The sequence below is a fragment of the Pseudomonas sp. FW305-25 genome, assembly GCF_017351415.1.
In the GTDB taxonomy this organism is placed as follows: Bacteria; Pseudomonadota; Gammaproteobacteria; order Pseudomonadales; family Pseudomonadaceae; genus Aquipseudomonas; species Aquipseudomonas chlororaphis.
In genome coordinates, this window is the sequence record NZ_JACNDE010000003.1 from 231,918 (window position 1) to 255,558 (window position 23,641).

The window sequence follows — 23,641 nt, forward strand, 5'->3', positions numbered from 1 at the left end:
GCCACTGTACTTTTTTAGGCGCGCTGGAATCACCTCCGGCGTTCTGCCGACCGAACACAATCCCTATCGTTGCAATACCCGCACATGCTCTTGGAACGCCTGAAGCGCGATCGTCCCAGGTCGCCCGCATTGGTGATGCCGACAAGGATCGGTAGCCGCAAGCCATAAAGTTGTCAGCGGGCAGCGAACCAATCCTTTGCTATCATGCTGCACATTTAAGGCGCCATCAGAAAGGAAGCTCATGAAAATCATTAAGTCCGACCTTTTCAAGGTGTATCTATTCCTGCTTTTCCCTGGGTACTTTTTCTTTCATGTATTTCATAGCATGGGATATGTTCCTTATTTTGGATGGTTTGGTGCATTTGCTTTGGCTGGGACGCTATTAATAACTTTGAGTTCCATTCTAAAAAAGCGAAACCCGATAACTGAATTCACAGGATCAGCATTACTTACAGCATTACCATCGGTCGCACTACTAATTTACATGACACTGATAACATTAATTAATCACGTCGTATACCCAGAAACAAAATACTTCGATGACGCGGGTTTAAGGTGGAGCCTTACCAATATATTGCTTCTGGCTGCACTGTTCGTCATAGGGGCAAATTTAAAAGTTAAAGTAGGTAAAAAATATAAAGCACTTATATTTATAGTTTATGCAGGATTTGCATTTTTCACATGGGAGTTTTACAGCAAAGAAAATTTCACGATGATATTGCCGGTAGTGCAAGGTGGAGGCGTCGAAAACACTGCGACATATCAAAGCCTCGCAATGTGCGTACTTTACACATCGCTAATACTTTGCCCATTTATAGATGGAAGGAACAGCAAGATTTTCCTTATGACTGCATCTACTGCGATTCTATACTTCATAGGGTCTAGAACTGAATTTTTCTTACTGATAGCTGTAATTCCTGCATTTATGCTAATCCAGTACGGACTTAAGGCCTCAATATTGATGTCTATACTGCTTTCTCCGCTAGCAGTATACGCAGCACTTTCGTTCGGGCTTAACGATAGATTTATCTCTGTGTTTGGATCAAGCCAATCCATGGATGAAAGAACAATGTTATTCCAGGCCGGGATAGAAGGAATTTTGAGAAATCCTTTTGTTGGCGATTATTTGGGTCAAGTTAGGGACTTTGGAAATGCAGGGGCCTACATACATAACATTCTATCTGTGTATCAGCAATATGGAATATTGGCTTTCTCCATGTTCATAGCATTGACTATGTGCTCGATAATGACTGCATTCAAATACTTCAGGTACGCAAGATCAATACCACAGGTTGAGATTCTCGTTTATTCCGTGATTGTTAGCACGATTGGAATCATTGTTTCAAAGCCAATTGGCTGGCCGTACCCAGCGTTCGCGTGGGGTACGGCCTGCTTTGTAATGAATTTAATGAATAAAAGAAGAAAGGTCTGCTCGGCGAGTGTTGAGCACCAACTACAGGTTTCCTTCGCTGACCCAGGTGCCAGGAGCTGATGTGCATCTCCAGCCCTTCGGCTGACCAACCACCGGAATTCTGCGAATCACGCGATCCCCAGCGGCAGCAATCCCCAGCGGCGGAACGGAGTCGTCATAGCGCGAGACAAGTACGCCCGACGATGCGTTGTTCTCTGTGCGTCCAACAATTTCATTGGACTCATCGAATACGCTGCTCGGGCTGCTGCCTGTGAAGACAACTGCTGGGTTTACGGTCTGCGTTGACTCAAAAGAGCTGCATGTGAATCGTATACGTGGGCAGTTGTTCACAACAAGTGCAGCGCTATTGGACAATGTTGAAATCCCCGTGATCTGAGAGTTGGTGATATCTGACAAGAAAACGGCCGTACCATTCGTAGTCCCGTTTACGAAATCACCAGACATGCCAAAGCCAATAAACTTTCCGGAGCTAATACCTGCAACAAGTATCCCACCAGAACTTCCATTCAGTGTTACTTTGTTTCCAGATAGTCGGTGACCTGTGTAGTTTGCGCCAATCGCTGAAAGACGTATCGCGTTAAAGTTAGTGTTTTGATGTCGAACAATGTTGTCGGCCATCGATCCACCCTGCACACTCGAAACAACGATTGCCTCACCTCGCACGTTCGATCAGTGAGGGGCATCAGTACATCACCAAGTCACTCGAATGGAGAAGTGCTGAATGATGTACTAAAAATGCGCGGCACGCAGCGAAAGAATGCGAAATGCTACGAAAGAAAAAGGCCGCAAATTGCGGCCTTATAAGGAGGGTTGTAAAGCTTGGCGGGATACAGCGAAAGTAGATTTGGTGCCCGAGACAGGAATCGAACCTGCGACCTTCGCGTTACGAGTGCGCTGCTCTACCGGCTGAGCTACACGGGCGCTGGGCTAAACCTAGCACCGGGACCGGGGTTTTGCCATGTCACCCGCCCGACAGGGAGCAAGGCACAAACGGCACATAGCAAAACACCCCGAACCAGTCGGGGCGTCTGCTTGTTCAGCTTACAGCGTCAGGGGTCTTAAACGCCCGAAGCCTTGGCTGCTGCCACGTCTTTGATGGACAGCTTGATACGGCCGCGGTTGTCCACGTCCAGCACCAGCACTTCCACTTCCTGACCTTCTTTCAGGATGTCGGTCACTTTCTCGACGCGAGCATCGCTCAACATGGAGATGTGAACCAGACCGTCCTTGCCAGGCAGGATGTTGACGAATGCGCCGAAGTCGACGATGCGCTCAACCTTGCCAACGTAGATCTTGCCGATCTCGGCTTCCGCGGTGATACCCAGAACGCGCTGACGCGCAGCTTCTGCGGCTTCCTTGGTTTCGCCGAAGATCTTGATCGAGCCGTCGTCTTCGATGTCGATCGAAGCCTTGGTCTCTTCGCAGATCGCACGGATGGTCGCGCCGCCTTTACCGATGACATCACGGATTTTGTCGGTGTCGATCTTCATCGCGATCATGGTCGGAGCGTTGGCCGACAGTTCGGTACGCGACTGGCCAATGATCTGGTTCATCTGGCCGAGGATGTTCAGGCGAGCTTCCAGGGCCTGGCCCAGGGCGATCTCCATGATTTCTTCGGTGATGCCCTTGATCTTGATGTCCATCTGCAGCGCGGTGACGCCTTTGGCGGTACCGGCTACCTTGAAGTCCATGTCGCCCAGGTGGTCTTCGTCACCCAGGATGTCGGTCAGGACGGCGAATTTCTCGCCTTCCTTGACCAGGCCCATGGCGATACCGGCAACCGGTGCCTTCATCGGCACGCCAGCATCCATCAGTGCCAGGGAAGCACCGCACACGGAAGCCATGGAGCTGGAACCGTTGGACTCGGTGATTTCCGATACCACGCGGATGGTGTAGGGGAACACGTCGGCGGCTGGCAGCATGGCCTGAACCGAACGACGGGCCAGACGGCCGTGACCGATTTCACGACGACCAGCGCCACCCATGCGACCACACTCGCCCACCGAGAACGGAGGGAAGTTGTAGTGCAGCATGAAGGGGTCTTTTTTCTCGCCTTCCAGGGTGTCCAGCAGCTGTGCGTCACGGGCGGTACCCAGGGTCGCGACGACCAGGGCCTGAGTCTCGCCACGGGTGAACAGGGCCGAACCGTGGGTCTTCGGCAGAACACCGACTTCGATGTTCAGCGGACGTACGGTGCGGGTGTCACGGCCGTCGATACGTGGCTTGCCGTTGACGATGTTTTCGCGAACGGTGCGGTATTCGATTTCACCGAAAGCGGCTTTGACGTCGCCGGCGGAAGGCTGGCCTTCTTCGCCGGACAGCTTGGCGACGACCTGGTCTTTCAGCTCGCCCAGGCGTGCATAACGGTCGGCCTTGACGGTGATGGTGTAAGCCTGGGAGATCGCTTCGCCGAACTCGGAGCGGATAGCACCCAGCAGGTCGGTGGCTTCTGGAGCCGGAGCCCAGTCCCAGGTTGGCTTGGCGGCTTCGGCAGCCAGCTCTTTGACGGCCTGGATAACGGCCTGGAATTCGTCGTGGGCGAACAGTACGGCACCCAGCATCTGGTCTTCGGTCAGCTCTTTGGCTTCCGATTCAACCATCAGTACCGCTTCTTCGGTACCGGCTACGACCATGTCCAGACTAGATGCCTGAAGCTGCTCGTAAGTCGGGTTCAGCAGGTAGCCGGTGCTTTCATGGAAAGCAACGCGGGCAGCACCGATCGGACCATCGAAAGGAATGCCGGAAATCGCCAGCGCAGCCGAGGTACCGATCATCGCAGCGATGTCCGGATCGGTCTTCTTGCTGGTGGAAACCACGGTGCAGACAACCTGCACTTCGTTCATGAAGCCTTCTGGGAACAGAGGGCGGATCGGGCGGTCGATCAGACGCGAGGTCAGAGTTTCTTTCTCGGAAGGACGGCCTTCACGCTTGAAGAAACCGCCAGGGATCTTACCGGCAGCGTAAGTCTTTTCCTGGTAGTGAACAGACAGAGGGAAGAAACCCTTGCCTGGATCGGCTTGTTTGGCGCCAACCACGGTCACCAATACGCTGACGTCGTCGTCAACGGTGACCAATACTGCGCCGGAGGCCTGACGGGCGATACGGCCAGTCTCGAGGGTAACGGTCGACTGACCGAACTGGAATTTTTTGATTACCGGGTTCACGGTGTCCTACCTTCTTTGTGGCTCTTGGGGGAACTGGTTTCTTGCGAAATTCTTGGGCAATCCCGGGAATCGGCCCGGCCTTTATTGTCCAGGTAAAACTACGGTCCAGATAAAACTTGAGGCTGGGAGCCTGCCATGCGCCTGCGGGAAACCCACTGACGCACGGCAAACAACCAACCTCTAGCGCAATCGCTGATTAGCGACGCAGACCCAGGCGACCGATCAGAGCGCTGTAACGGCTCAGGTCTTTGCCTTTCAGGTAGTCCAGCAGCTTACGACGCTGGTTAACCATGCGGATCAGACCACGACGGGAGTGGTGGTCTTTACCGTTGGCCTTGAAGTGACCTTGCAGTTTGTTGATGTTGGCGGTCAGCAGTGCAACTTGCACTTCTGGCGAACCAGTGTCACCAACAGCTTGCTGGTAGTCGGTTACGATTTGAGCTTTTTCTTCAACGCTGAGTGCCATTTGGCTTTCCTCTCAAAAGGCAGCGTTCCGAGAAACGCCACCAACAGGCCAGGGACAAATCCCCGTATCTATAAATGAGCTGTGACCGTGCCTGTTAACAGCCACCCTCTCCAGCCTGCTGTTACACAGGCTGGTTCCGGTCATTCCGACCGAATCAGTCGACGCGGCGCGATGCGCCCGTCTTCGCTCACTTCACCGATACCGATAAAGCGACCGTTATGATCCTGTACCCGCACCATGCCGAACTTCGGTGCATCGGGAGCCCGTACCGGCTGGCCGTTGAGCCAGTAGAACGCGCTGTGTTCGGAGAACTGCAGCAGCGGCCAATCCAGCAGGCCGCTGTCCGATGGCATCAGGAAGCGATCCACCGCTTCGTTGCCGCCTTCGGCATGTACCGCTTCAAGCTCTTCCAGCGTGACGGTCTGGGCCAGACTGAAAGGGCCGGCCTGGGTGCGACGCAGTTCCGCGACGTATGCACCACAACCCAGCTTCTCACCGATATCCTCCACCAGGGTGCGGATATAGGTGCCTTTGCTGCAGTCCACCGCTAGCCGCGCAGTATCGCCTTCAAAGGCCAGTAATTCCAAGCGCGCAATAGTAACAGAACGCGCTTCGCGCTCCACCACTTCGCCTGCACGGGCCAGCTTGTAAAGTGGCTGGCCATCACGCTTGAGGGCCGAGTACATCGGCGGTATCTGGCTGATTTGCCCACGAAATTCCGGCAGCACCGCTTCAATATCGGCGCGACCAACGGTCACTTCGCGAGTCTGCAGGACTTCACCCTCGGCATCGGCCGTGGTGGTGGTCTTGCCCAACTGCATCAGGGTTTCGTAACCCTTGTCGGAATCGAGCAGGTATTGCGAGAACTTAGTCGCCTCGCCAAAGCACAACGGCAACACGCCGGTGGCCAGGGGATCGAGGCTGCCGGTATGCCCGGCCTTCTCGGCGTTGAGCAACCAGCGGACTTTCTGCAGCGCCGCGTTGGAGGTGAACCCCAGCGGCTTGTCGAGCAGGATGATACCGCTGACGTTACGACGGATACGCTTGACCTGAGCCACCGCTTACTCCTTGGCGTCTTCGGGTGTAGCGGCGTGCTGGCTGTCTTCGGCCACGGCGCGCTCGATCAGGGCCGACAGATGCGCACCCCGCACGACGCTTTCGTCGTAGTGGAAGTGCAGCTGTGGAACGCTGCGCAACTTCATCTCGCGAGCCAGCTGCATACGCAGGAAGCCGGCGGCCGAATTGAGCACCTTGATGCTCTGAGCGATATCGTCAGCGTTGTCCTGGCCCATCACGGTGATGAAGATCTTGGCGTGACCGACGTCACGGCTGACTTCAACGGCGGTGATGGTGACCAGGCCGACGCGCGGATCTTTGACTTCACGACGGATCAGCTGAGCGAGCTCACGCTGCATCTGGTCGCCGATACGTTGGGTGCGGCTGTATTCTTTTGCCATGTCTTGTTACCTGTTGCTGCCTCGCGGTGAAACCCGCAAGGTCTGAAAGCGGCAAACGCCCGGCCTGACAGAAGCCAGACCGGGCGTTGCGTTTAGAGTCCGGACGATGCGCCGTGCATTTGCATGCAACTGGCCATCATGGCTCTTGAGGTGCGCGAGTTAGAGGCTGCGAGCAACCTGAACCTTCTCGAAGACTTCGATCTTGTCGCCGACTTTGACGTCGTTGTAGCTCTTCACGCCAATACCGCATTCCATGCCGGCACGCACTTCGGAAGCGTCATCCTTGAAGCGGCGCAGGGATTCCAGCTCGCCTTCGAAGATAACGATGTCTTCACGCAGTACACGGATTGGACGGTTACGGTGAACGACACCCTCGATCACCATGCAACCGGCGATCGCGCCGAACTTCGGCGAACGGAACACGTCACGAACCTCGGCAACACCCAGGATGTTCTCCCGAACGTCGCTGCCCAGCATACCGGTCAGGGCTTTCTTGACGTCTTCGATGATGTCGTAGATCACGTTGTAATAACGCATATCCAGACCTTCCTGCTCGACGATCTTGCGAGCGCCGGCATCGGCACGCACGTTGAAGCCGAACAGTACAGCGTTGGAAGCCAGGGCCAGGTTGGCGTCGCTTTCGGTGATACCACCGACGCCGCCGCCGACTACGCGCACTTGCACTTCGTCGTTGCCCAGGCCGTTCAGAGCGCCTTGCAGAGCTTCCAGCGAACCACGGACGTCGGATTTGAGGACGATGTTGAGCGTCTTCTTCTCTTCCTGGCCCATGCTTTCGAAGATGTTTTCCAGCTTGCCGGCGTGAGCGCGAGCCAGTTTGACTTCGCGGAACTTGCCTTGACGGAACAGAGCCACTTCACGGGCTTTCTTCTCGTCGGCAACCACGCTCATCTCGTCGCCAGCGTCCGGGGTACCGTCCAGGCCAAGGATCTCGACCGGAATGGCCGGACCTGCTTCCTTGATCGGTTTGCCGTTCTCGTCGAGCATGGCGCGCACTCGGCCATAGTTCGAGCCGACCAGCACCATGTCGCCTTGACGCAGGGTACCGTCCTGAACCAGTACGGTCGCGACCGGGCCACGGCCCTTGTCGAGGCGCGATTCAACCACGACACCACGGCCAGGGGCCGAAGGAGTGGCAGTCAGTTCGAGCACTTCGGCCTGCAGCAGTACGGCTTCGAGCAATTCGTCGACACCGGTACCCATCTTCGCGGAAACCGGAACGAATGGGGTATCGCCACCCCAGTCTTCGGAAGTCACGCCGTGAACCGACAGTTCGCTACGGATGCGATCGAGGTCGGCACCCGGCTTGTCGATCTTGTTCACCGCGACCACCAGAGGTACGCCAGCCGCCTGAGCGTGCTGAACGGCTTCAACGGTCTGCGGCATCACGCCGTCGTCCGCTGCAACCACCAGGATCACGATGTCGGTCGCCTTGGCACCACGAGCACGCATGGCGGTAAACGCGGCGTGACCAGGGGTATCGAGGAAGGTGACCATGCCGCGTTCGGTTTCAACGTGGTACGCACCGATGTGCTGGGTGATGCCGCCGGCTTCGCCAGCCGCTACCTTGGCACGACGGATGTAGTCGAGCAGCGAGGTCTTACCGTGGTCAACGTGACCCATTACGGTCACGACTGGCGCACGAGGAACCGCTTCACCTTCGAACTTCAGGGACTCGGCCAGGGAGTCTTCCAGGGCGGTGTCGCTGATCAAGGTCACTTTGTGGCCCAGTTCTTCAGCAACCAGCTGGGCAGTTTCCTGGTCCAGTACCTGGTTGATGGTGGCCGGGGTGCCCAGCTTGAACATGAACTTGATGATTTCGGCAGCCTTGACCGACATCTGCTGGGCGAGATCGCCAACAGTGATGGTTTCGCCGATCTTCACTTCACGCACGACCGGGCCGGTTGGGCTCTGGAAACCGTGAGCGTTGCGTTTCTTCAGCTTGGCCTTGCCGCGACCACCACGACGGAAGCCATCGCTTTCTTCGTCGGTGGTACGTGGGGCAACGCGTGGAGCCGGAGCTTTTTCCTTGACGGAAGCACGATGCGGAGCGTTTTTACGCTCGCCATCGCCACCACGACGATTGTCGTCGTTACGGCTCTTGTCCGGGCGACGCTGCTCGTCCTTCTTGCGCACTTCAGCGACCGGCGCTGGAGCGACAACAGGGACATCTTCAACAATCGGCTCGGCAACCACCGCAGGTGCGGCAACCGCTTCAACGGCAGCAGGTTGCGCAGCAGCAGGCTGGCGACGCGCTTCTTCTTCGGCGCGACGCTTGGCTTCTTCTTCAGCCTTCTGACGTGCAGCATTTTCTACTGCGCGACGCTCTTCCAGTTCACGCTGGCGCTCGGCTTCGATTTCTTCCGGGCTGCGCTGTACGAAGACTTTCTTCTTGCGTACTTCAACGCTGATGCTTTTGCTGCCGGCCACACGCAGGGTGCTGGTGGTTTTACGCTGCAACGTGATCTTGCGCGGTTCTTCCACTTTCGCCTTGTGGCTGCTCTTCAAGTGAGTCAGCAACGATTGCTTCTCACTGTCGGTCACATGTTCCTCGGCGGCGGTGTGCGGCAGACCTGCCTCACGCATCTGCTGCAACAGGCGCTCTACCGGTGTTTTGACCTCATCGGCCAGTTGTTTCACCGTGACTTGCGTCATGCACTTCTCTCCTCAGGCCGCGCCTATTACTCGAACCAATGGGCTCGGGCGGCCATGATCAACTTGCCGGCACGATCATCGTCAATGCCGTCGATGTCGAGCAGGTCGTCAATAGACTGCTCGGCCAGGTCTTCGCGGGTAATTACGCCGCGCACCGCCAGTTCCATCGCCAAATCCTTGTCCATACCCTCAAGCGAGAGCAGGTCTTCGGCCGGATGGGCGTCTGCCAGCTTTTCCTCAGTAGCGATGGCTTTAGTCAACAAGCGATCCTTGGCACGAGCGCGAAGCTCGTTGACGATGTCTTCGTCAAAGCCGTCGATGTTGAGCATTTCTTCCAACGGTACGTAGGCAATCTCTTCCAGGCTGGTGAAGCCTTCATCAACCAGCACCTGTGCCAGCTCTTCGTCGACTTCCAGCTCATCGATGAAGTTGCGCAGGATGTCGCCGGTTTCAGCTTGCTGCTTAGCCTGGATGTCCGATTCGGTCATCACGTTCAGGGTCCAGCCAGTCAACTGGCTAGCCAGACGCACGTTCTGACCACCGCGACCGATGGCCTGAGCCAGATTGTCTGCGCCAACGGCGATGTCCATGGCATGGGCATCTTCGTCGACGATAATTGCCGCGACTTCAGCCGGCGACATGGCGTTGATCACGAACTGCGCCGGGTTGTCGTCCCACAGGACGATATCCACACGCTCACCGCCCAACTCACCGGAAACGGCCTGGACGCGCGAACCGCGCATGCCAATGCACGCACCCTGAGGGTCAATGCGCTTGTCTTTGGAACGGACCGCAATCTTGGCGCGCGAACCCGGATCACGGGAGGCAGCCATGACTTCGATCAGGCCTTCGGCGATTTCCGGCACTTCGATACGGAACAGCTCGATCAGCATTTCCGGCGCGGTGCGCGACAGGATCAGCTGCGGGCCGCGGTTCTCGGTGCGGATTTCCTTGAGCAGCGCACGAAGACGCACGCCAACACGGAAAGTCTCGCGAGAAATGATGTCTTCACGGGCCAACAGCGCTTCAGCGTTGTTACCCAGGTCGACGATCACGTTGTCGCGGGTCACTTTTTTCACGGTGCCGGAGATGATTTCACCCAAGCGCTCGCGGTAAGCGTCAACGACTTGAGCACGCTCGGCTTCGCGGACTTTCTGCACGATGACCTGTTTGGCGGTCTGCGCAGCAATGCGGCCGAATTCGATCGACTCGATCTTTTCCTCGACGACATCACCGACTTTCGCGCCCGGATGGGTTTCCTGGACCTTGCTCGGCCAGGTTTCCACAGCCGGATCGTCCAGATCGGCTTCCTCGACTACCGTCCAGCGACGGAAAGTCTCGTAAGCACCGGTGTGGCGATTGATTTCCACACGCAGATCAACTTCGTCCTCGAAACGCTTTTTGGTAGCAGTGGCCAGAGCCAGCTCCAGCGCTTCAAAAATTACGCTTGCCGGTACACCCTTTTCATTGGATACCGACTCAACAACCAGCAGTACTTCTTTGCTCATCGTACGCCTCGCCTTTCGCAAGCCATTGGATCCGCGGGATCCGCGTCTCAGTCAAAACTGGGAATTATGTGGGCCTTGTCGATCATGTCGATCGGCAACAGGAACTCGTGGTCTTCCACCTGCACCACGACGTCCTGCTCCTCCACCCCGCGGAGAAGGCCCTGAAAATTACGCCGACCTTCAAAAGGCGAGCGCAGCTTGATCTTCACTTGTTCACCGACATACTTGGCAAACTGTTCAAGGGTGAACAGCGGGCGTTCCATGCCAGGAGAGGAAACTTCAAGGGTGTATTCAACGGAGATCGGATCTTCGACATCCAGAACGCCGCTGATCTGACGGCTGACGATGGCACAGTCGTCCACCAGCACACCGCCTTCTTTATCGATATAAACGCGCAACAGTGAGTGGCGACCTTGAGCCGAAAACTCGATACCCCAGCATTCATAGCCAAGGGCCACGACCACCGGGGCCAACAAGGCCTGCAACTGTTCTAGCTTGCTCGACACCTGAACCCCCTCGTGCATGCTTGTGCAAATAAAAAATGGGCGAAGCGCCCATCCCGGAAACGCCGTTGAATAGCGGCGTTATAAAGTGTCCAGCTAACAAAAAGCCCCTGAAAAGGGGCTCCGCTAAAACTGGTTGCGGGGGCCGGATTTGAACCGACGACCTTCGGGTTATGAGCCCGACGAGCTACCAGACTGCTCCACCCCGCGACAAAGCTGGGGCGGAAGTATACGACCGATCCCTTTTTGGGTCAATGTAACCTTCCACCTACAAGAAAGCCCGCAACAGCGGGCTCTCCTGATAATTGGTACCGAGAAGGGGACTCGAACCCCTACACCCTATGGGCACAACCACCTCAAGGTTGCGTGTCTACCAATTCCACCACCTCGGCATAGACTACGTTACTGCGTGAAACTCTTCTTACTTCTGCTCTTGAGCTGGAGGTACGTCAGTCGCATTGGTTGCCGACTTTTGCTCTTGGAGCACCGGGACATCATCAGAAGCCGGTTTTTGCTTTGGCGCTTCAAGCACCGCTGGATCTGGCAGACCTACTTGAGTCAGCTCATGAGCTTTCTCTTTAGCAAAGTAACCTAACCCTAAGCTGGTTATGAAAAAACCTGCGGCAAGTATAGCAGTAAACTTACTAAGAAAGGTAGAGGAACCTTGGCTTCCGAACACAGTATTTGAAGCACCTGCTCCGAAAGACGCGCCAGCGTCCGCACCTTTACCCTGCTGCAGCAATACCAGAGCTACTACGCCCAGCGCACCCAGCAGATGAAAAACGACTACGACTGTTTCCAGCATTTTTTCAGTTTCCCGCGGCGCGACAAATCGCACCGAACTCATCTGCATTCAGGGAAGCTCCACCAATGAGCCCCCCATCGATATCCGGCATGCCGAACAGTTCGACCGCATTGGCCGCCTTCACGCTGCCGCCGTATAGAAGCCGCACACCTCGTGCCACTTCAGAATTCTCTGCCGCCAACTGCGCCCGAATGGCTGCGTGCACATCCTGGGCCTGTTGCGGCGAAGCAGTCAGCCCGGTACCAATGGCCCAGACCGGCTCGTAAGCGATAACGGCATTGGCAAACGCGCCAACACCCAACTCTTCGATGATGCTACCCAGCTGACGCCCGACAACTTCAAGAGTCTTCCCGGCCTCGCGCTGCTCGAGGGTTTCCCCTACACACAAGACCGGCTTCAAGCCACAAGCCTGTGCTGCTGCGAATTTGCGATTCAGCGTACCGTCACGCTCACCCATCATCAGGCGACGCTCGGAATGCCCAACCAACACCAGGGAACAACCTGCATCCACCAGCTGACTCGGAGCAATCTCCCCTGTCAGCGCACCTTGCATGGGCTCCACCGCAGAATTCTGCGCGCCGACCGAAATCGACTTGCCTTTCAAGCCATCAATCACCTGATTGATATACAAGCAAGGCGGGAATACCGCGACATCAACACCGCTAGGCAAGGCCAGATGACGCAGGCCATTGATCAGCTCAGCGACGCTGGCGCGGGTACCGTGCATTTTCCAGTTACCAGCTACCATAGGGCGACGCATGCTGTACCTCGTCGGTCAAAGTGGGCGCAGATGTTACCCAACCGCATCAACACTGGCAAGCCGAAATCAGGCAGAAACTTCCGCAACCAGTTTTGCCAGTTCGTCAGCATAGCCACGGACCTGGGCTTCATCATCACCTTCGACCATGACGCGAACCAAAGGCTCGGTGCCCGACTTGCGCAGCAACACCCGCCCACGCCCAGCCATCGCGGTAGTAACACGCGCGCATGCCTCTTTCACAGCCGGATGCTCGACAGGATTGGCACCACCGCCAAAACGGACATTGACCAGAATCTGCGGACATTTGCGCAGCGCCTGACGCGACTGTGCCAAGCCTTCATCACGCCGTTTCAGTGCCATCAGCACCTGCAGGGCGGCAATGATCGCATCACCCGTGGTAGTGTGCTGGAAGCACACGATATGGCCGGAGTTTTCACCGCCTACCAGCCATTGGCGTTCAAGCAGCTCGGCAATGACATAACGGTCACCGACATTGGCGCGCACGAATGGAATACCCAGATCAGCCAAGGCCAGCTCGAGACCCAGATTGCTCATCAAGGTACCGACCACACCGCCCTGCAGCTTGTTACGCGCGTGCAAATCCCGGGCAATGATGAACAACAGTTCGTCACCATCGACAATGGCGCCTGTATGGTCGATCATCAACACCCGATCGCCATCACCATCGAAGGCGATACCCAGATCGGCGTGCTCGGCCAATACCGCAGCCTGTAACTGCCCCATGTGGGTCGAGCCACAATTGTCGTTGATGTTCAGACCGTTAGGCTGTGCGGAGAGCACCACCACTTCAGCGCCCAACTCACGAAAAACACTGGGCGCGACCTTGTAGGTCGCACCGTGGGCACAATCGACAACAATCTTCAGACCCGCAAAGCTGGTACTGGAAGGAACGCTGCTCTTACAGAATTCAATGTAACGGCCCGAGGCGTCATTGATGCGCGATACCTTACCCAGCTTGCTGGACTCCACCACAGTCATCGGCGCATCCAGCAGCTCTTCGATCATCAGCTCGACTTCATCCGGGAGCTTGGTACCTTCACCCGAGAAAAACTTGATCCCGTTGTCATCGTGAGGATTATGCGACGCGCTGATCACGATCCCCGCCTCGGCATGGAAAGTGCGGGTCAGGTAGGCGATGGCAGGAGTGGGCATCGGCCCCAGCAGCATTACATCCGCCCCAGCAGCGGACAGGCCCGCCTCAAGCGCAGACTCGAACATGTAACCGGAAATGCGCGTGTCTTTACCCACCAACACACGACAGGCACCCATACTGCGAAAGGCCATACCCGCAGCCCAGCCCAGCTTGAGCATGAAATCGGGAGTAATAGGGTACACGCCCACACGACCGCGAATGCCGTCGGTGCCAAAGTATTTCTTGCTCATAAGTGCTCCATCATTCTTATTCGGCTGATTCCACAGCTGTAATCATCCGCACGACATCCACCGTCTCAGCCACATCATGGACCCGCAGGATCTTTGCCCCTTTGGACATTGCCAGAGCGGCAAGAGCCAGTCCGCCATACAGCCGCTCGCCGACGGGGCGACTCAATGCCTGACCTATCATGCTCTTTCGTGAAACTCCGACCAGCAGAGGTCGACCAAGGGCATGCAGGGCATCCATATGCTTGAATAGGCTCAAGTTGTGCTGCAGGGTCTTCGCGAAGCCAAAACCCGGATCCAGAATGATCCGTTCCGATCCGATACCCACTGCTGCACACTGAGCTATACGGTCAGCCAGGAATTCCCCCACTTCTTTGGTTACATCCCGATACTGCGGATTGTCTTGCATATCGCCAGGCTCACCGAGCATATGCATAAGGCAGACCGGTAAACCTGTAGCTGCTGCAGCATCCAGCGCGCCATCCCGCCGCAACGAGCGGACATCATTGATCAATCCCGCGCCCAAGCGCGCAGTTTCGCGCATGACCGCAGGCGTGGATGTATCGACCGAAATAATGACATCCAGTTCACGATGGATACGTTCGATGATAGGTGCTACCCGCTCAAGCTCTTCAAGCGGCGATACTGCCCGTGCACCAGGACGAGTGGACTCGCCCCCCACATCGATGAGCGTCGCGCCCGCCAGCACCATACCTTCGGCATGGCGCAAGGCAGCATCAAGCTGACTGAAACGGCCACCATCGGAGAAGGAGTCGGGAGTTACATTAAGAATGCCCATGACATGCGTATGGGCCAAATCAAGAACCCGGTTGCCGCAAGGCAACCGGGTCGAGGACGACATAGAAGTCATTTCAAACCTTAGTGGTCAGCAGCCGGGCCGCCGATCGGTGTCTCTGGGCGTTCGTTCTGCACCACTGGAGGCGTGGTACCCGAGCCGCCCTCCCAATCGCGAGGCTCGCGAGGGGTACGACCAGCCATGATGTCGTCGATCTGCTCGGCATCGATGGTTTCATACTTCATCAAGGCATCGGCCATCGCATCCAGCTTGTCGCGGTTATCCGTGAGGATCTGCTTGGCGGTGCCATAACACTGGTCGATGATGCTACGAACTTCGGAGTCGATCAGCTTGGCGGTTTCCGCAGACAGGCTTGCATGCTGGCTACCAGCACTGCGCCCCAGAAAGACCTCGCCCTCTTCTTCGGCGTACATCAACGGACCCAGTTTTTCGGAAAGCCCCCATTTGGTCACCATGTTCCGCGCAATCTGGCTCGCGCGCATGATGTCGTTGGAAGCACCAGTAGTTACACCATCGAAGCCCAATGTCATTTCTTCAGCGATACGACCGCCGTAGAGCGAGCAGATCTGACTGATCAGCGCACGCTTGGACAGACTGTAGCGATCTTCTTCCGGCAGGAACATGGTTACACCCAGAGCCCGACCACGCGGGATGATCGAAACCTTGTAGACCGGATCATGCTCAGGCACTACGCGACCGACAATGGCGTGACCCGCTTCGTGATAAGCCGTGTTCTGCTTTTCCTTCTCGGACATGACCATGGATTTGCGCTCCGCGCCCATCATGATCTTGTCTTTTGCCAGCTCGAACTCTTTCATTTCGACGATGCGCTTGCCGCTACGGGCAGCGAAAAGCGACGCCTCGTTCACCAGGTTGGCCAGGTCGGCACCAGAGAAGCCGGGCGTACCACGGGCAATCACGGCCGGCGCGACATCTTCACCCATCGGCACTTTACGCATGTGAACTTTCAAAATCTGCTCACGGCCACGGATATCCGGCAAACCAACCACAACCTGACGGTCAAAGCGGCCTGGACGCAACAGCGCCGGGTCCAGCACATCAGGACGGTTGGTGGCGGCAATAACAATGATGCCGTCGTTCATTTCAAAGCCATCCATCTCTACCAGCAGTTGGTTGAGAGTCTGCTCACGCTCATCATGACCACCACCCATGCCGGCACCACGATGGCGACCAACGGCATCGATCTCGTCGATGAAGATGATGCACGGAGCGTGTTTCTTGGCCTGTTCGAACATATCGCGAACGCGGCTGGCACCCACCCCAACGAACATTTCGACGAAGTCGGAACCGGAGATGGTGAAGAACGGAACCTTGGCTTCACCAGCAATGGCCTTGGCCAGCAAGGTCTTACCAGTACCCGGCGGGCCAACCATCAGCACGCCACGAGGAATACGACCGCCCAGGCGCTGGAACTTGCCCGGATCGCGGAGAAACTCAACCAGTTCGCCCACTTCTTCCTTGGCCTCGTCGCAACCCGCGACATCCGCCAATGTGGTCTTCACTTGATCTTCGGACAACAGGCGCGCCTTGCTCTTACCAAAGCTCATCGGCCCGCCCTTGCCACCAGCACCACCCTGCATCTGCCGCATGAAGAACATGAAGACGGCGATGATCACCAGGATCGGGAAGCTGGCGACCAGCAGTTGGGTCCAGATGCTTTGCTGCTCAGGCTGCTTGCCTTCGACGACCACGTGGTTATCCACCAGGTCACCGATCAGGCCGTTGTCCTGAATCGCAGGACGAATGGTCTTGAAGCTATCGCCATCGTTGCGCTTGCCGGTAATCACATAACCATCAACGGCTACGCGCTCGACCTTGCCATCCTTAACTTGCTGGATAAAGTCGGAATAGTTGAGGGTCTGCGGCTCGTTAGGGCTGGAGAAGTTGTTCATCACCGTCACCAGGACAGCCGCGATGATCAACCACAGGATCAGATTCTTTGCCATATCGTTCAATTAACTACCCTCTGAAGCAAGCTCCGCTGCTGGCGCGCGCTTCGCATGATATTCACCGACCTAACTTACTACATTACCTACAGCTCTGGCAGGCGCTGTCTGTAACCCTTTGTGAAACCCAGATTACACAATATTCGCTTAAGCCCCCGGGGCGAAATACGAAAAAACTATCAACCCGGTCAAAAACAACCTTTACTCGATACGCCCGCGAAAGCCACGCCCCAGCAGATACTGCTCGCGAGAACGATCACGGGAAGAACTCGGTTTGCGCATCACCACCTTGTCGAACATCTTGCGAACGTTCTTGTGGTATTCGTCGAAACCTTCTCCCTGGAAAATCTTTATCAGGAAGTCGCCACCGGGACGCAGAACCCGCCCCGCCAAATCAAGTGCCAACTCGCACAGAAACATCGCCCGCGGCATATCTACGGCAGGCGTACCACTCATATTGGGGGCCATATCGGAAATCACAAGGTCAACCTGGGAATTTCCGACCGCCTCGAGGATTTGAGCCAACACTGCATCTTCGGTGAAGTCACCCTGAATGAAGGTGACATCAGGGATACTATCCATTTCCAGAATGTCGGAAGCGATCAGTCGCCCCTGCCCGCCGATCAGACGACTGGTCACCTGCGACCAGCCCCCTGGCGCCGCGCCCAGATCGATAACACTCATTCCAGGACGGATCAGGCGATCCTTTTCCTGGATTTCCAGCAGCTTGTAGCTGGCACGCGAACGGTACCCATCTTTTTGCGCCATTTTGACGAATGGGTCGTTGAAGTGCTCTTTCAGCCAGTTATGGCTTGTCTTGGAACGGGCCACGGGCCACCTCAAAAAATAAAACGGGTCGTGATTAACTGGGCGGTCCCGGACGCGCTCGGGTAAACTGGCCGCCGCTTTTTACAAGATCAGACGCAGGGGTCAGATTATGCCGCTCACTCAAGAGCAGAAGAAACAGTACAAATCCATTGGCCACCATCTGAAACCAGTATTGACTGTGGCTGACAACGGTTTGACCGAAGGTGTGTTGGCCGAACTTGAACGTGCCTTGAGCGATCATGAGCTGATCAAGATCAAGCTCAACATCCTCGAACGCGAGTCCCGCCTGGAAGCCATTGCAGAACTGTGCAAGGCCGGCAAAGCGGATCTGGTGCAGGTCATCGGCAAAATGGCGTTGATTTATCGCAAGAACGCCAAGGTAAACAAGCAACTGTCCAACGTCCATCGCTTCCACTGACGTCGACAGGGGTCAAGGGCGTGCTTCGCGCGCCCTGCCACTCCACCCAGGCACCGGCTGCAATACCAGCACCAGACCGGAAAAAGCCAAGACAAGATAGCTGAACAGCTGCCAGCGCTCGACATCCGACAGCCCGAAGCGCACCACGAAATACATCGTGCACGCACATAACGCCACCAACAGCAGCTGCCCTCGCATATCCCGCCACAGGCTCGCCGGCCCTTCAGCACGCACCAATACCAGCACCTGAAGAACGATGCATACCGCTGAAAAACCAACCAGCAGCGCACTCAGCGCATTACCGATCTCTTCGATCAGCAGCGGCGCCAGGCCAATCTGGCCCAGCACCGGCAACAAGCCGACATGCAACAACCACACACCACCGACCCACAACATCTGAGTCAGTTGCCAAAGCATGGCGCCTGCATTCAGCAGGCGCCCTCGTTCAGACGTGGCGGACTTCGACAATCTCATACTCGATCACGCCGCTAGGCGTTTTAACGGCAACCACATCACCCTCTTCCTTAGCGATCAAGGCACGGGCAATAGGCGAACCTACAGAGATCTTTCCGAGCTTGATATCAGCCTCATCCTCACCAACGATCTGGTAAGTGACGCTCTCATCGGTTTCGACGTTGGCGATTTCGACGGTAGTGCCGAAAATCACCTTGCCTGTATGAGGAATGCTCGTCACATCGATGACAACCGAGTTTTGCAGGCGGCCTTCAATATCACGGATGCGCGCTTCAACCATTCCCTGCTCCTCGCGGGCAGCATGGTATTCAGCGTTTTCCTTGAGGTCACCGAGTTCTCGAGCCTCACCGATGGCCTGGCTCAAGCGTGGCCGCTCGACCTTGCTTAGGAACGTCAACTCTTCTTCCAGGGCCTTGGAACCCTGGACGGTCATTGGGTATTTATTCATGCCTTCAATCCTGCATGTAGATCCTGCAAGCGACGCACGGTCTTTTCCGGACCGAACTTGAGCGCTTCACAGATGGCCTCGCCCGCAGCAATGGTGGTGGTGCAGTAGATCTTGTGCTGCAAGGCGTTACGACGAATGGAATAAGAGTCAGCGATCGACTGACGACCTTCGGTGGTGTTGATGATCAGCGTGACTTCGTCATTCTTGATCATATCGACCACGTGCGGACGACCTTCAGTCACCTTGTTCACACGGCGCACCTTCAGGCCTGCCGCCTCGATCAGCTTGGCAGTACCGGCAGTAGCGACCACTTCGAAGCCCAAGCTGATCAGATCACGAGCCACGCCCGCAACCAACGGCTTGTCGTCGTCACGCACGCTGATGAACGCGGTACCACCAGTCGGCAGCACTTCGCTAGCGCCCATCTGGGCCTTGGCGAAGGCTTCGCCGAAGGTGTCACCGACACCCATCACTTCGCCGGTCGACTTCATCTCTGGGCCGAGGATCGGGTCGACACCCGGGAATTTGGCGAACGGGAACACCGCTTCCTTGACGCTGTAGAAGTTAGGAATGATTTCCTTGGTGAAGCCCAGCTCTTTCAGGGTCTTACCCGCCATGACGCGCGCGGCGATCATCGCCAGGGAGACACCGATGCACTTGGAAACGAACGGCACGGTACGGGAAGCACGCGGGTTCACTTCGATGACGTAGATCTGCTCACCCTGCAGGGCCAGCTGCACGTTCATCAGGCCGACCACACCCAGCTCCAGGGCCATCTTCTTGACCTGTTCGCGCATCTCGTCCTGGATGTGCGCTGGCAGCGAGTACGGCGGCAGCGAGCAAGCGGAGTCACCGGAGTGTACGCCAGCCTGTTCAATGTGCTGCATGATCGCGCCGATCACCACATCCTTGCCGTCGCAGACCGCATCCACGTCCATCTCGATGGCGCAATTGAGGAAGTGGTCCAGCAGCACCGGACTGTCGTTGGACACTTGCACCGCTTCACGCAGGTAGCGCTTGAGCTCTTCTTCTTCGTAAACGATTTCCATCGCCCGGCCGCCCAGCACATAGGACGGACGCACCACCAGCGGGTAGCCGATCTTGGCCGCAGCACGAATCGCTTCGTCTTCGCTGCGCACGGTGGCGTTTGGCGGCTGACGCAGGTTCAGGCGCTCGACCATCTGCTGGAAGCGTTCGCGGTCTTCGGCACGGTCGATGGCGTCAGGGCTGGTACCGATGATCGGCACGCCGGCCGCTTCCAGGGCTCGCGCCAGTTTCAACGGAGTCTGGCCGCCGTACTGGACAATCACGCCTTTTGGCTTCTCGACGCGGACGATTTCCAGCACGTCTTCCAGGGTCACTGGCTCGAAGTACAGACGATCGGAGGTGTCGTAGTCAGTGGAAACGGTTTCCGGGTTGCAGTTGACCATGATGGTTTCGTAACCATCGTCACGCAGCGCCAGTGCCGCGTGCACGCAGCAGTAGTCGAACTCGATGCCCTGGCCGATACGGTTCGGGCCACCACCCAGGATCATGATCTTGTCGCGACCCGAAGGTGCAGCCTCGCACTCTTCCTCATAGGTCGAGTACAGGTAGGCGGTATCGGTGGCGAACTCGGCCGCGCAGGTGTCGACGCGCTTGTAGACCGGGAACACTTCCAGCTTGTGGCGGTGGGTACGCAGGTTCTTCTCGGTCACGCCCAGCAGCTTGGCCAGACGCTGGTCGGAGAAACCTTTGCGCTTGAGGCGGAACATCAGGTCGCGGTCGATGGCCGACAGGCCCAGCGTCTTGACCTTCTCCTCTTCCTTAATCAGATCTTCGATCTGCACCAGGAACCAAGGGTCGATCATGTTCATGCCGAAGATCTGCTCGACGGTCATGCCGGCACGGAACGCATCAGCCACGTACCAGATACGCTCGGCGCCCGGCACGGTCAGTTCGCGCTTGAGCACGTTCATGCTTTCCGGGTTGCTCAGGTCGAGCTTCGGATCCAGACCGCAGACACCCACTTCCAGGCCACGCAGCGCTTTCTGCAGGGATTCCTGGAAGGTCCGGCCGATGGCCATCACCTCACCCACCGACTTCATCTGAGTGGTCAGACGGGCATCGGCCTTGGCGAATTTCTCGAAGGCGAAGCGTGGCAGCTTGGTCACGACGTAGTCGATGGACGGCTCGAAGGACGCCGGGGTCTTGCCACCGGTGATGTCGTTCGACAGCTCGTCCAGGGTGTAACCCACGGCCAGCTTGGCGGCGACCTTGGCGATCGGGAAGCCGGTGGCTTTCGAAGCCAGGGCCGAAGAACGGGATACCCGCGGGTTCATCTCGATCACCACCATACGGCCAGTGTTCGGGCAGATGCCGAACTGGACGTTGGAGCCACCGGTTTCCACGCCGATCTCACGCAGTACCGCCAGGGAGGCGTTGCGCAGGATCTGGTATTCCTTGTCGGTCAGGGTCTGTGCCGGAGCCACGGTGATCGAGTCACCGGTGTGCACGCCCATCGGGTCGAAGTTTTCGATCGAGCAAACGATGATGCAGTTGTCCTTCTTATCGCGGACCACCTCCATCTCGTATTCTTTCCAGCCGATCAGCGACTCGTCGATCAGCAGTTCCTTGGTCGGCGACAGGTCCAGGCCACGAGCGCAGATTTCTTCGAACTCTTCACGGTTGTAGGCAATGCCACCACCGGTGCCGCCCATGGTGAAGGACGGGCGGATGATGCACGGGAAGCCCAGCTTCTCGAGGACCGCATTGGCCTCGTCCATGCTGTGGGCGATACCGGAGCGCGGGCACTCCAGGCCGATCGCCTTCATCGCGGTGTCGAAGCGCGAACGGTCTTCGGCCTTGTCGATGGTGTCGGCATTGGCGCCGATCATTTCCACGCCGAACTTCTCCAGAACGCCTTCACGCTCCAGGTCCAGGGCGCAGTTCAACGCAGTCTGGCCACCCATGGTCGGCAGCAGAGCGTCCGGACGCTCTTTCTCGATGATTTTGGCAACGGTCTGCCACTTGATCGGCTCGATGTAGGTGGCGTCGGCCATGGCCGGGTCGGTCATGATGGTCGCCGGGTTGGAGTTCACCAGGATGACCCGGTAACCCTCTTCGCGCAGGGCCTTGCAGGCCTGGGCGCCGGAGTAGTCGAATTCGCAAGCCTGGCCGATCACGATCGGGCCAGCGCCGAGAATCAGGATGCTTTTAATGTCTGTACGTTTTGGCATGGGTTGTCACTCAAATCCGCAGGTCAGTCGGCAAGCCGTCTTGATCAAATCTCTGAAGCGCTGAAGGGGCCGCCGAGGCCGGGGCCACCTTCAGGGGCGAGCACTCAGCGTCGCTTGGCCATCTCGTTGATGAAACGATCGAACAGCGGCGCCACATCGTTCGGGCCCGGGCTCGCTTCAGGGTGACCCTGGAAGCTGAACGCGCTCTTGTCGGTACGTTCGATGCCTTGCAGGGTACCGTCGAACAGCGATTTGTGGATCGCCCGCACGTTGCCTGGCAGGGTGGCTTCGTCCACCGCAAAACCGTGGTTCTGGCTGGTGATCATCACTACACCGCTGTCCAGGTCCTGGACCGGGTGGTTGGCACCGTGGTGGCCGTGGCCCATCTTCACCGTCTTGGCGCCGGAGGCCAGTGCCAGCAGTTGGTGGCCCAGGCAGATACCGAAGACCGGGATCTCGGTTTCCAGCACGTCCTTGATCGCCTGGATGGCGTAATCGCAAGGCTCGGGGTCGCCAGGGCCGTTGGACAGGAACACGCCGTCAGGCTTGAGTGCCAGGACGTCGCTGGCCGGAGTTTGCGCAGGCACTACGGTCACGCGGCAACCGCGCTCGACCAGCATGCGCAGGATGTTCAGCTTGACGCCGTAGTCGTAGGCAACCACGTGGTACGGCAGCTCGGAAGCCTCGATGGTCGGATGACTGTCGGTCTTCAGGCTCCAGACGCTGGAGCGCCACTCGTAGCTTTCCTTGGTGCTGACGACCTTCGCCAGATCCATGCCTTTCAGGCCAGGGAAGCCGCGCGCTGCGGCAATCGCCGCTTCGTCGGAGATATTGTCACCGGCCATGATGCAGCCGTTCTGCGCGCCTTTCTCGCGCAGGATGCGCGTCAGGCGACGGGTGTCGATACCGGCGATCGCCACAACATTGTTGGCTTTCAGGTAATCGGACAGGGACAGGGTGTTACGCCAGTTGCTCGCAACCAGTGGCAGGTCGCGAATCACCAGACCGGCCGACCAGACACGATCGGACTCGGCGTCTTCCGGCGTGGTGCCGGTATTGCCGATATGCGGGTAAGTCAGGGTAACGATCTGTTGGGCGTAGGAAGGATCGGTAAGGATTTCCTGATAGCCGGTCATTGCGGTGTTAAACACCACCTCACCAACGGTTTGACCGTCGGCTCCAATGGCTTCGCCGCGAAAAATGCTGCCATCAGCAAGGGCGAGTATGGCTGGCTTAGTCAAGAAGACCTCCCGTAAATAAAGCCTGAAAGGGCGATCGCAGGTTGTAAAAAAGCGGAGTGAC

Annotated in this window: 20 protein-coding genes and 3 tRNA genes; 2 read left to right on the top strand and 21 right to left on the bottom strand. The window is 57.2% G+C overall.

Features of this window, described 5'->3' with window-relative positions:
* The first annotated feature begins 241 nt into the window (after positions 1-241).
* On the top strand, positions 242-1,492 hold the full coding sequence (locus J4E58_RS05030; RefSeq protein WP_143481889.1) for a hypothetical protein: 1,251 nt from the start codon (positions 242-244) through the stop codon (positions 1,490-1,492).
* Here J4E58_RS05030 and J4E58_RS05035 read toward each other — a convergent pair.
* The 17 genes from J4E58_RS05035 to rlmE all read right to left on the bottom strand — a co-directional run bounded on the left by J4E58_RS05035 (position 1,454) and on the right by rlmE (position 17,784).
* The gene (locus J4E58_RS05035; RefSeq protein ID WP_143481888.1) at positions 1,454-2,050 is read right to left on the bottom strand and encodes a hypothetical protein; all 597 of its coding nucleotides are present in this window, start codon (positions 2,048-2,050) and stop codon (positions 1,454-1,456) included. The two genes, J4E58_RS05030 and J4E58_RS05035, sit on opposite strands and share 39 nt — an antisense overlap.
* A gap of 227 nt (positions 2,051-2,277) precedes the next feature.
* Positions 2,278-2,353 (bottom strand) — tRNA-Thr (locus tag J4E58_RS05040).
* A 137-nt stretch (positions 2,354-2,490) separates the two neighbouring features.
* The gene (pnp, locus tag J4E58_RS05045; RefSeq protein WP_007920885.1) at positions 2,491-4,596 is read right to left on the bottom strand and encodes a polyribonucleotide nucleotidyltransferase; all 2,106 of its coding nucleotides are present in this window, start codon (positions 4,594-4,596) and stop codon (positions 2,491-2,493) included.
* 196 nt (positions 4,597-4,792) lie between these two features.
* The gene (gene rpsO / locus J4E58_RS05050) at positions 4,793-5,062 is read right to left on the bottom strand and encodes a 30S ribosomal protein S15 (RefSeq protein ID WP_009042128.1); all 270 of its coding nucleotides are present in this window, start codon (positions 5,060-5,062) and stop codon (positions 4,793-4,795) included.
* A 140-nt stretch (positions 5,063-5,202) separates the two neighbouring features.
* On the bottom strand, positions 5,203-6,120 hold the full coding sequence (truB, locus tag J4E58_RS05055) for a tRNA pseudouridine(55) synthase TruB (protein WP_007920884.1): 918 nt from the start codon (positions 6,118-6,120) through the stop codon (positions 5,203-5,205).
* Positions 6,121-6,123: 3 nt separating this feature from the next.
* Complete coding sequence (gene rbfA, locus J4E58_RS05060; RefSeq protein WP_007920881.1) at positions 6,124-6,519, bottom strand: 30S ribosome-binding factor RbfA; 396 nt, start codon at positions 6,517-6,519, stop codon at positions 6,124-6,126.
* A 159-nt stretch (positions 6,520-6,678) separates the two neighbouring features.
* A complete protein-coding gene (gene infB, locus J4E58_RS05065; RefSeq protein WP_007920879.1) occupies positions 6,679-9,192 on the bottom strand; it encodes a translation initiation factor IF-2 in 2,514 nt (837 codons plus the stop codon).
* A gap of 26 nt (positions 9,193-9,218) precedes the next feature.
* Positions 9,219-10,700: a transcription termination factor NusA gene (gene nusA / locus J4E58_RS05070; protein WP_007920878.1), complete on the bottom strand. Its 1,482-nt coding sequence runs from the start codon at positions 10,698-10,700 to the stop codon at positions 9,219-9,221.
* 47 nt (positions 10,701-10,747) lie between these two features.
* Positions 10,748-11,206, bottom strand: coding sequence for a ribosome maturation factor RimP (gene rimP, locus J4E58_RS05075; protein WP_007920877.1), 459 nt, complete (start codon positions 11,204-11,206; stop codon positions 10,748-10,750).
* Between the two features lie 130 nt (positions 11,207-11,336).
* A tRNA-Met gene (locus tag J4E58_RS05080) sits at positions 11,337-11,413 on the bottom strand.
* Between the two features lie 96 nt (positions 11,414-11,509).
* A tRNA-Leu gene (locus J4E58_RS05085) sits at positions 11,510-11,595 on the bottom strand.
* 29 nt (positions 11,596-11,624) lie between these two features.
* A complete protein-coding gene (gene secG, locus J4E58_RS05090; protein WP_009042126.1) occupies positions 11,625-12,008 on the bottom strand; it encodes a preprotein translocase subunit SecG in 384 nt (127 codons plus the stop codon).
* Between the two features lie 4 nt (positions 12,009-12,012).
* On the bottom strand, positions 12,013-12,768 hold the full coding sequence (gene tpiA / locus J4E58_RS05095) for a triose-phosphate isomerase (protein ID WP_007920876.1): 756 nt from the start codon (positions 12,766-12,768) through the stop codon (positions 12,013-12,015).
* 66 nt (positions 12,769-12,834) lie between these two features.
* Entirely contained in the window at positions 12,835-14,172 is a 1,338-nt protein-coding gene (gene glmM / locus J4E58_RS05100) for a phosphoglucosamine mutase (protein WP_087091213.1), read from the bottom strand.
* Positions 14,173-14,188: 16 nt separating this feature from the next.
* Complete coding sequence (gene folP, locus J4E58_RS05105) at positions 14,189-15,040, bottom strand: dihydropteroate synthase (RefSeq protein WP_087091212.1); 852 nt, start codon at positions 15,038-15,040, stop codon at positions 14,189-14,191.
* An 8-nt stretch (positions 15,041-15,048) separates the two neighbouring features.
* Positions 15,049-16,953 (bottom strand): ATP-dependent zinc metalloprotease FtsH, encoded by a 1,905-nt coding sequence (ftsH, locus tag J4E58_RS05110; protein ID WP_009046930.1) that lies wholly within the window; start codon positions 16,951-16,953, stop codon positions 15,049-15,051.
* Positions 16,954-17,154: 201 nt separating this feature from the next.
* Positions 17,155-17,784, bottom strand: a complete 630-nt coding sequence (rlmE, locus tag J4E58_RS05115) for a 23S rRNA (uridine(2552)-2'-O)-methyltransferase RlmE (RefSeq protein WP_007920869.1) — start codon at positions 17,782-17,784, stop codon at positions 17,155-17,157.
* A 106-nt stretch (positions 17,785-17,890) separates the two neighbouring features.
* On the opposite strand from rlmE, the gene J4E58_RS05120 reads away from it, so the two are divergent.
* The gene (locus J4E58_RS05120; protein WP_007920867.1) at positions 17,891-18,199 is read left to right on the top strand and encodes a YhbY family RNA-binding protein; all 309 of its coding nucleotides are present in this window, start codon (positions 17,891-17,893) and stop codon (positions 18,197-18,199) included.
* Positions 18,200-18,211: 12 nt separating this feature from the next.
* On the opposite strand, the gene J4E58_RS05125 is transcribed toward J4E58_RS05120, so the two are convergent.
* From J4E58_RS05125 to carA, 4 genes are all read right to left on the bottom strand, one after another.
* Positions 18,212-18,616: an MFS transporter gene (locus J4E58_RS05125; protein WP_087091211.1), complete on the bottom strand. Its 405-nt coding sequence runs from the start codon at positions 18,614-18,616 to the stop codon at positions 18,212-18,214.
* Between the two features lie 28 nt (positions 18,617-18,644).
* Entirely contained in the window at positions 18,645-19,121 is a 477-nt protein-coding gene (gene greA, locus J4E58_RS05130; RefSeq protein WP_007920862.1) for a transcription elongation factor GreA, read from the bottom strand.
* Positions 19,118-22,339, bottom strand: coding sequence for a carbamoyl-phosphate synthase large subunit (carB, locus tag J4E58_RS05135; protein WP_087091210.1), 3,222 nt, complete (start codon positions 22,337-22,339; stop codon positions 19,118-19,120). Before carB ends, greA begins: the two co-directional genes overlap by 4 nt.
* Positions 22,340-22,443: 104 nt before the next feature.
* Positions 22,444-23,580, bottom strand: coding sequence for a glutamine-hydrolyzing carbamoyl-phosphate synthase small subunit (gene carA / locus J4E58_RS05140; RefSeq protein ID WP_007920857.1), 1,137 nt, complete (start codon positions 23,578-23,580; stop codon positions 22,444-22,446).
* Between the last annotated feature and the right edge of the window lie 61 nt (positions 23,581-23,641).

Excerpts from the sequence above, each read along its gene's own strand:
- J4E58_RS05125 (WP_087091211.1), bottom strand. The coding sequence starts at position 18,616 with ATGCTTTGGCAACTGACTCAGATGTTGTGGGTCGGTGGTGTGTGGTTG.
- J4E58_RS05035 (WP_143481888.1), bottom strand. The coding sequence starts at position 2,050 with ATGGCCGACAACATTGTTCGACATCAAAACACTAACTTTAACGCGATA.
- J4E58_RS05120 (WP_007920867.1), top strand. The coding sequence starts at position 17,891 with ATGCCGCTCACTCAAGAGCAGAAGAAACAGTACAAATCCATTGGCCAC.
- rbfA (WP_007920881.1), bottom strand. The coding sequence starts at position 6,519 with ATGGCAAAAGAATACAGCCGCACCCAACGTATCGGCGACCAGATGCAG.
- glmM (WP_087091213.1), bottom strand. The coding sequence starts at position 14,172 with ATGAGCAAGAAATACTTTGGCACCGACGGCATTCGCGGTCGTGTGGGC.
- greA (WP_007920862.1), bottom strand. The coding sequence starts at position 19,121 with ATGAATAAATACCCAATGACCGTCCAGGGTTCCAAGGCCCTGGAAGAA.
- carB (WP_087091210.1), bottom strand. The coding sequence starts at position 22,339 with ATGCCAAAACGTACAGACATTAAAAGCATCCTGATTCTCGGCGCTGGC.
- tpiA (WP_007920876.1), bottom strand. The coding sequence starts at position 12,768 with ATGCGTCGCCCTATGGTAGCTGGTAACTGGAAAATGCACGGTACCCGC.
- rpsO (WP_009042128.1), bottom strand. The coding sequence starts at position 5,062 with ATGGCACTCAGCGTTGAAGAAAAAGCTCAAATCGTAACCGACTACCAG.
- folP (WP_087091212.1), bottom strand. The coding sequence starts at position 15,040 with ATGACTTCTATGTCGTCCTCGACCCGGTTGCCTTGCGGCAACCGGGTT.
- secG (WP_009042126.1), bottom strand. The coding sequence starts at position 12,008 with ATGCTGGAAACAGTCGTAGTCGTTTTTCATCTGCTGGGTGCGCTGGGC.
- J4E58_RS05030 (WP_143481889.1), top strand. The coding sequence starts at position 242 with ATGAAAATCATTAAGTCCGACCTTTTCAAGGTGTATCTATTCCTGCTT.
- infB (WP_007920879.1), bottom strand. The coding sequence starts at position 9,192 with ATGACGCAAGTCACGGTGAAACAACTGGCCGATGAGGTCAAAACACCG.
- ftsH (WP_009046930.1), bottom strand. The coding sequence starts at position 16,953 with ATGGCAAAGAATCTGATCCTGTGGTTGATCATCGCGGCTGTCCTGGTG.
- nusA (WP_007920878.1), bottom strand. The coding sequence starts at position 10,700 with ATGAGCAAAGAAGTACTGCTGGTTGTTGAGTCGGTATCCAATGAAAAG.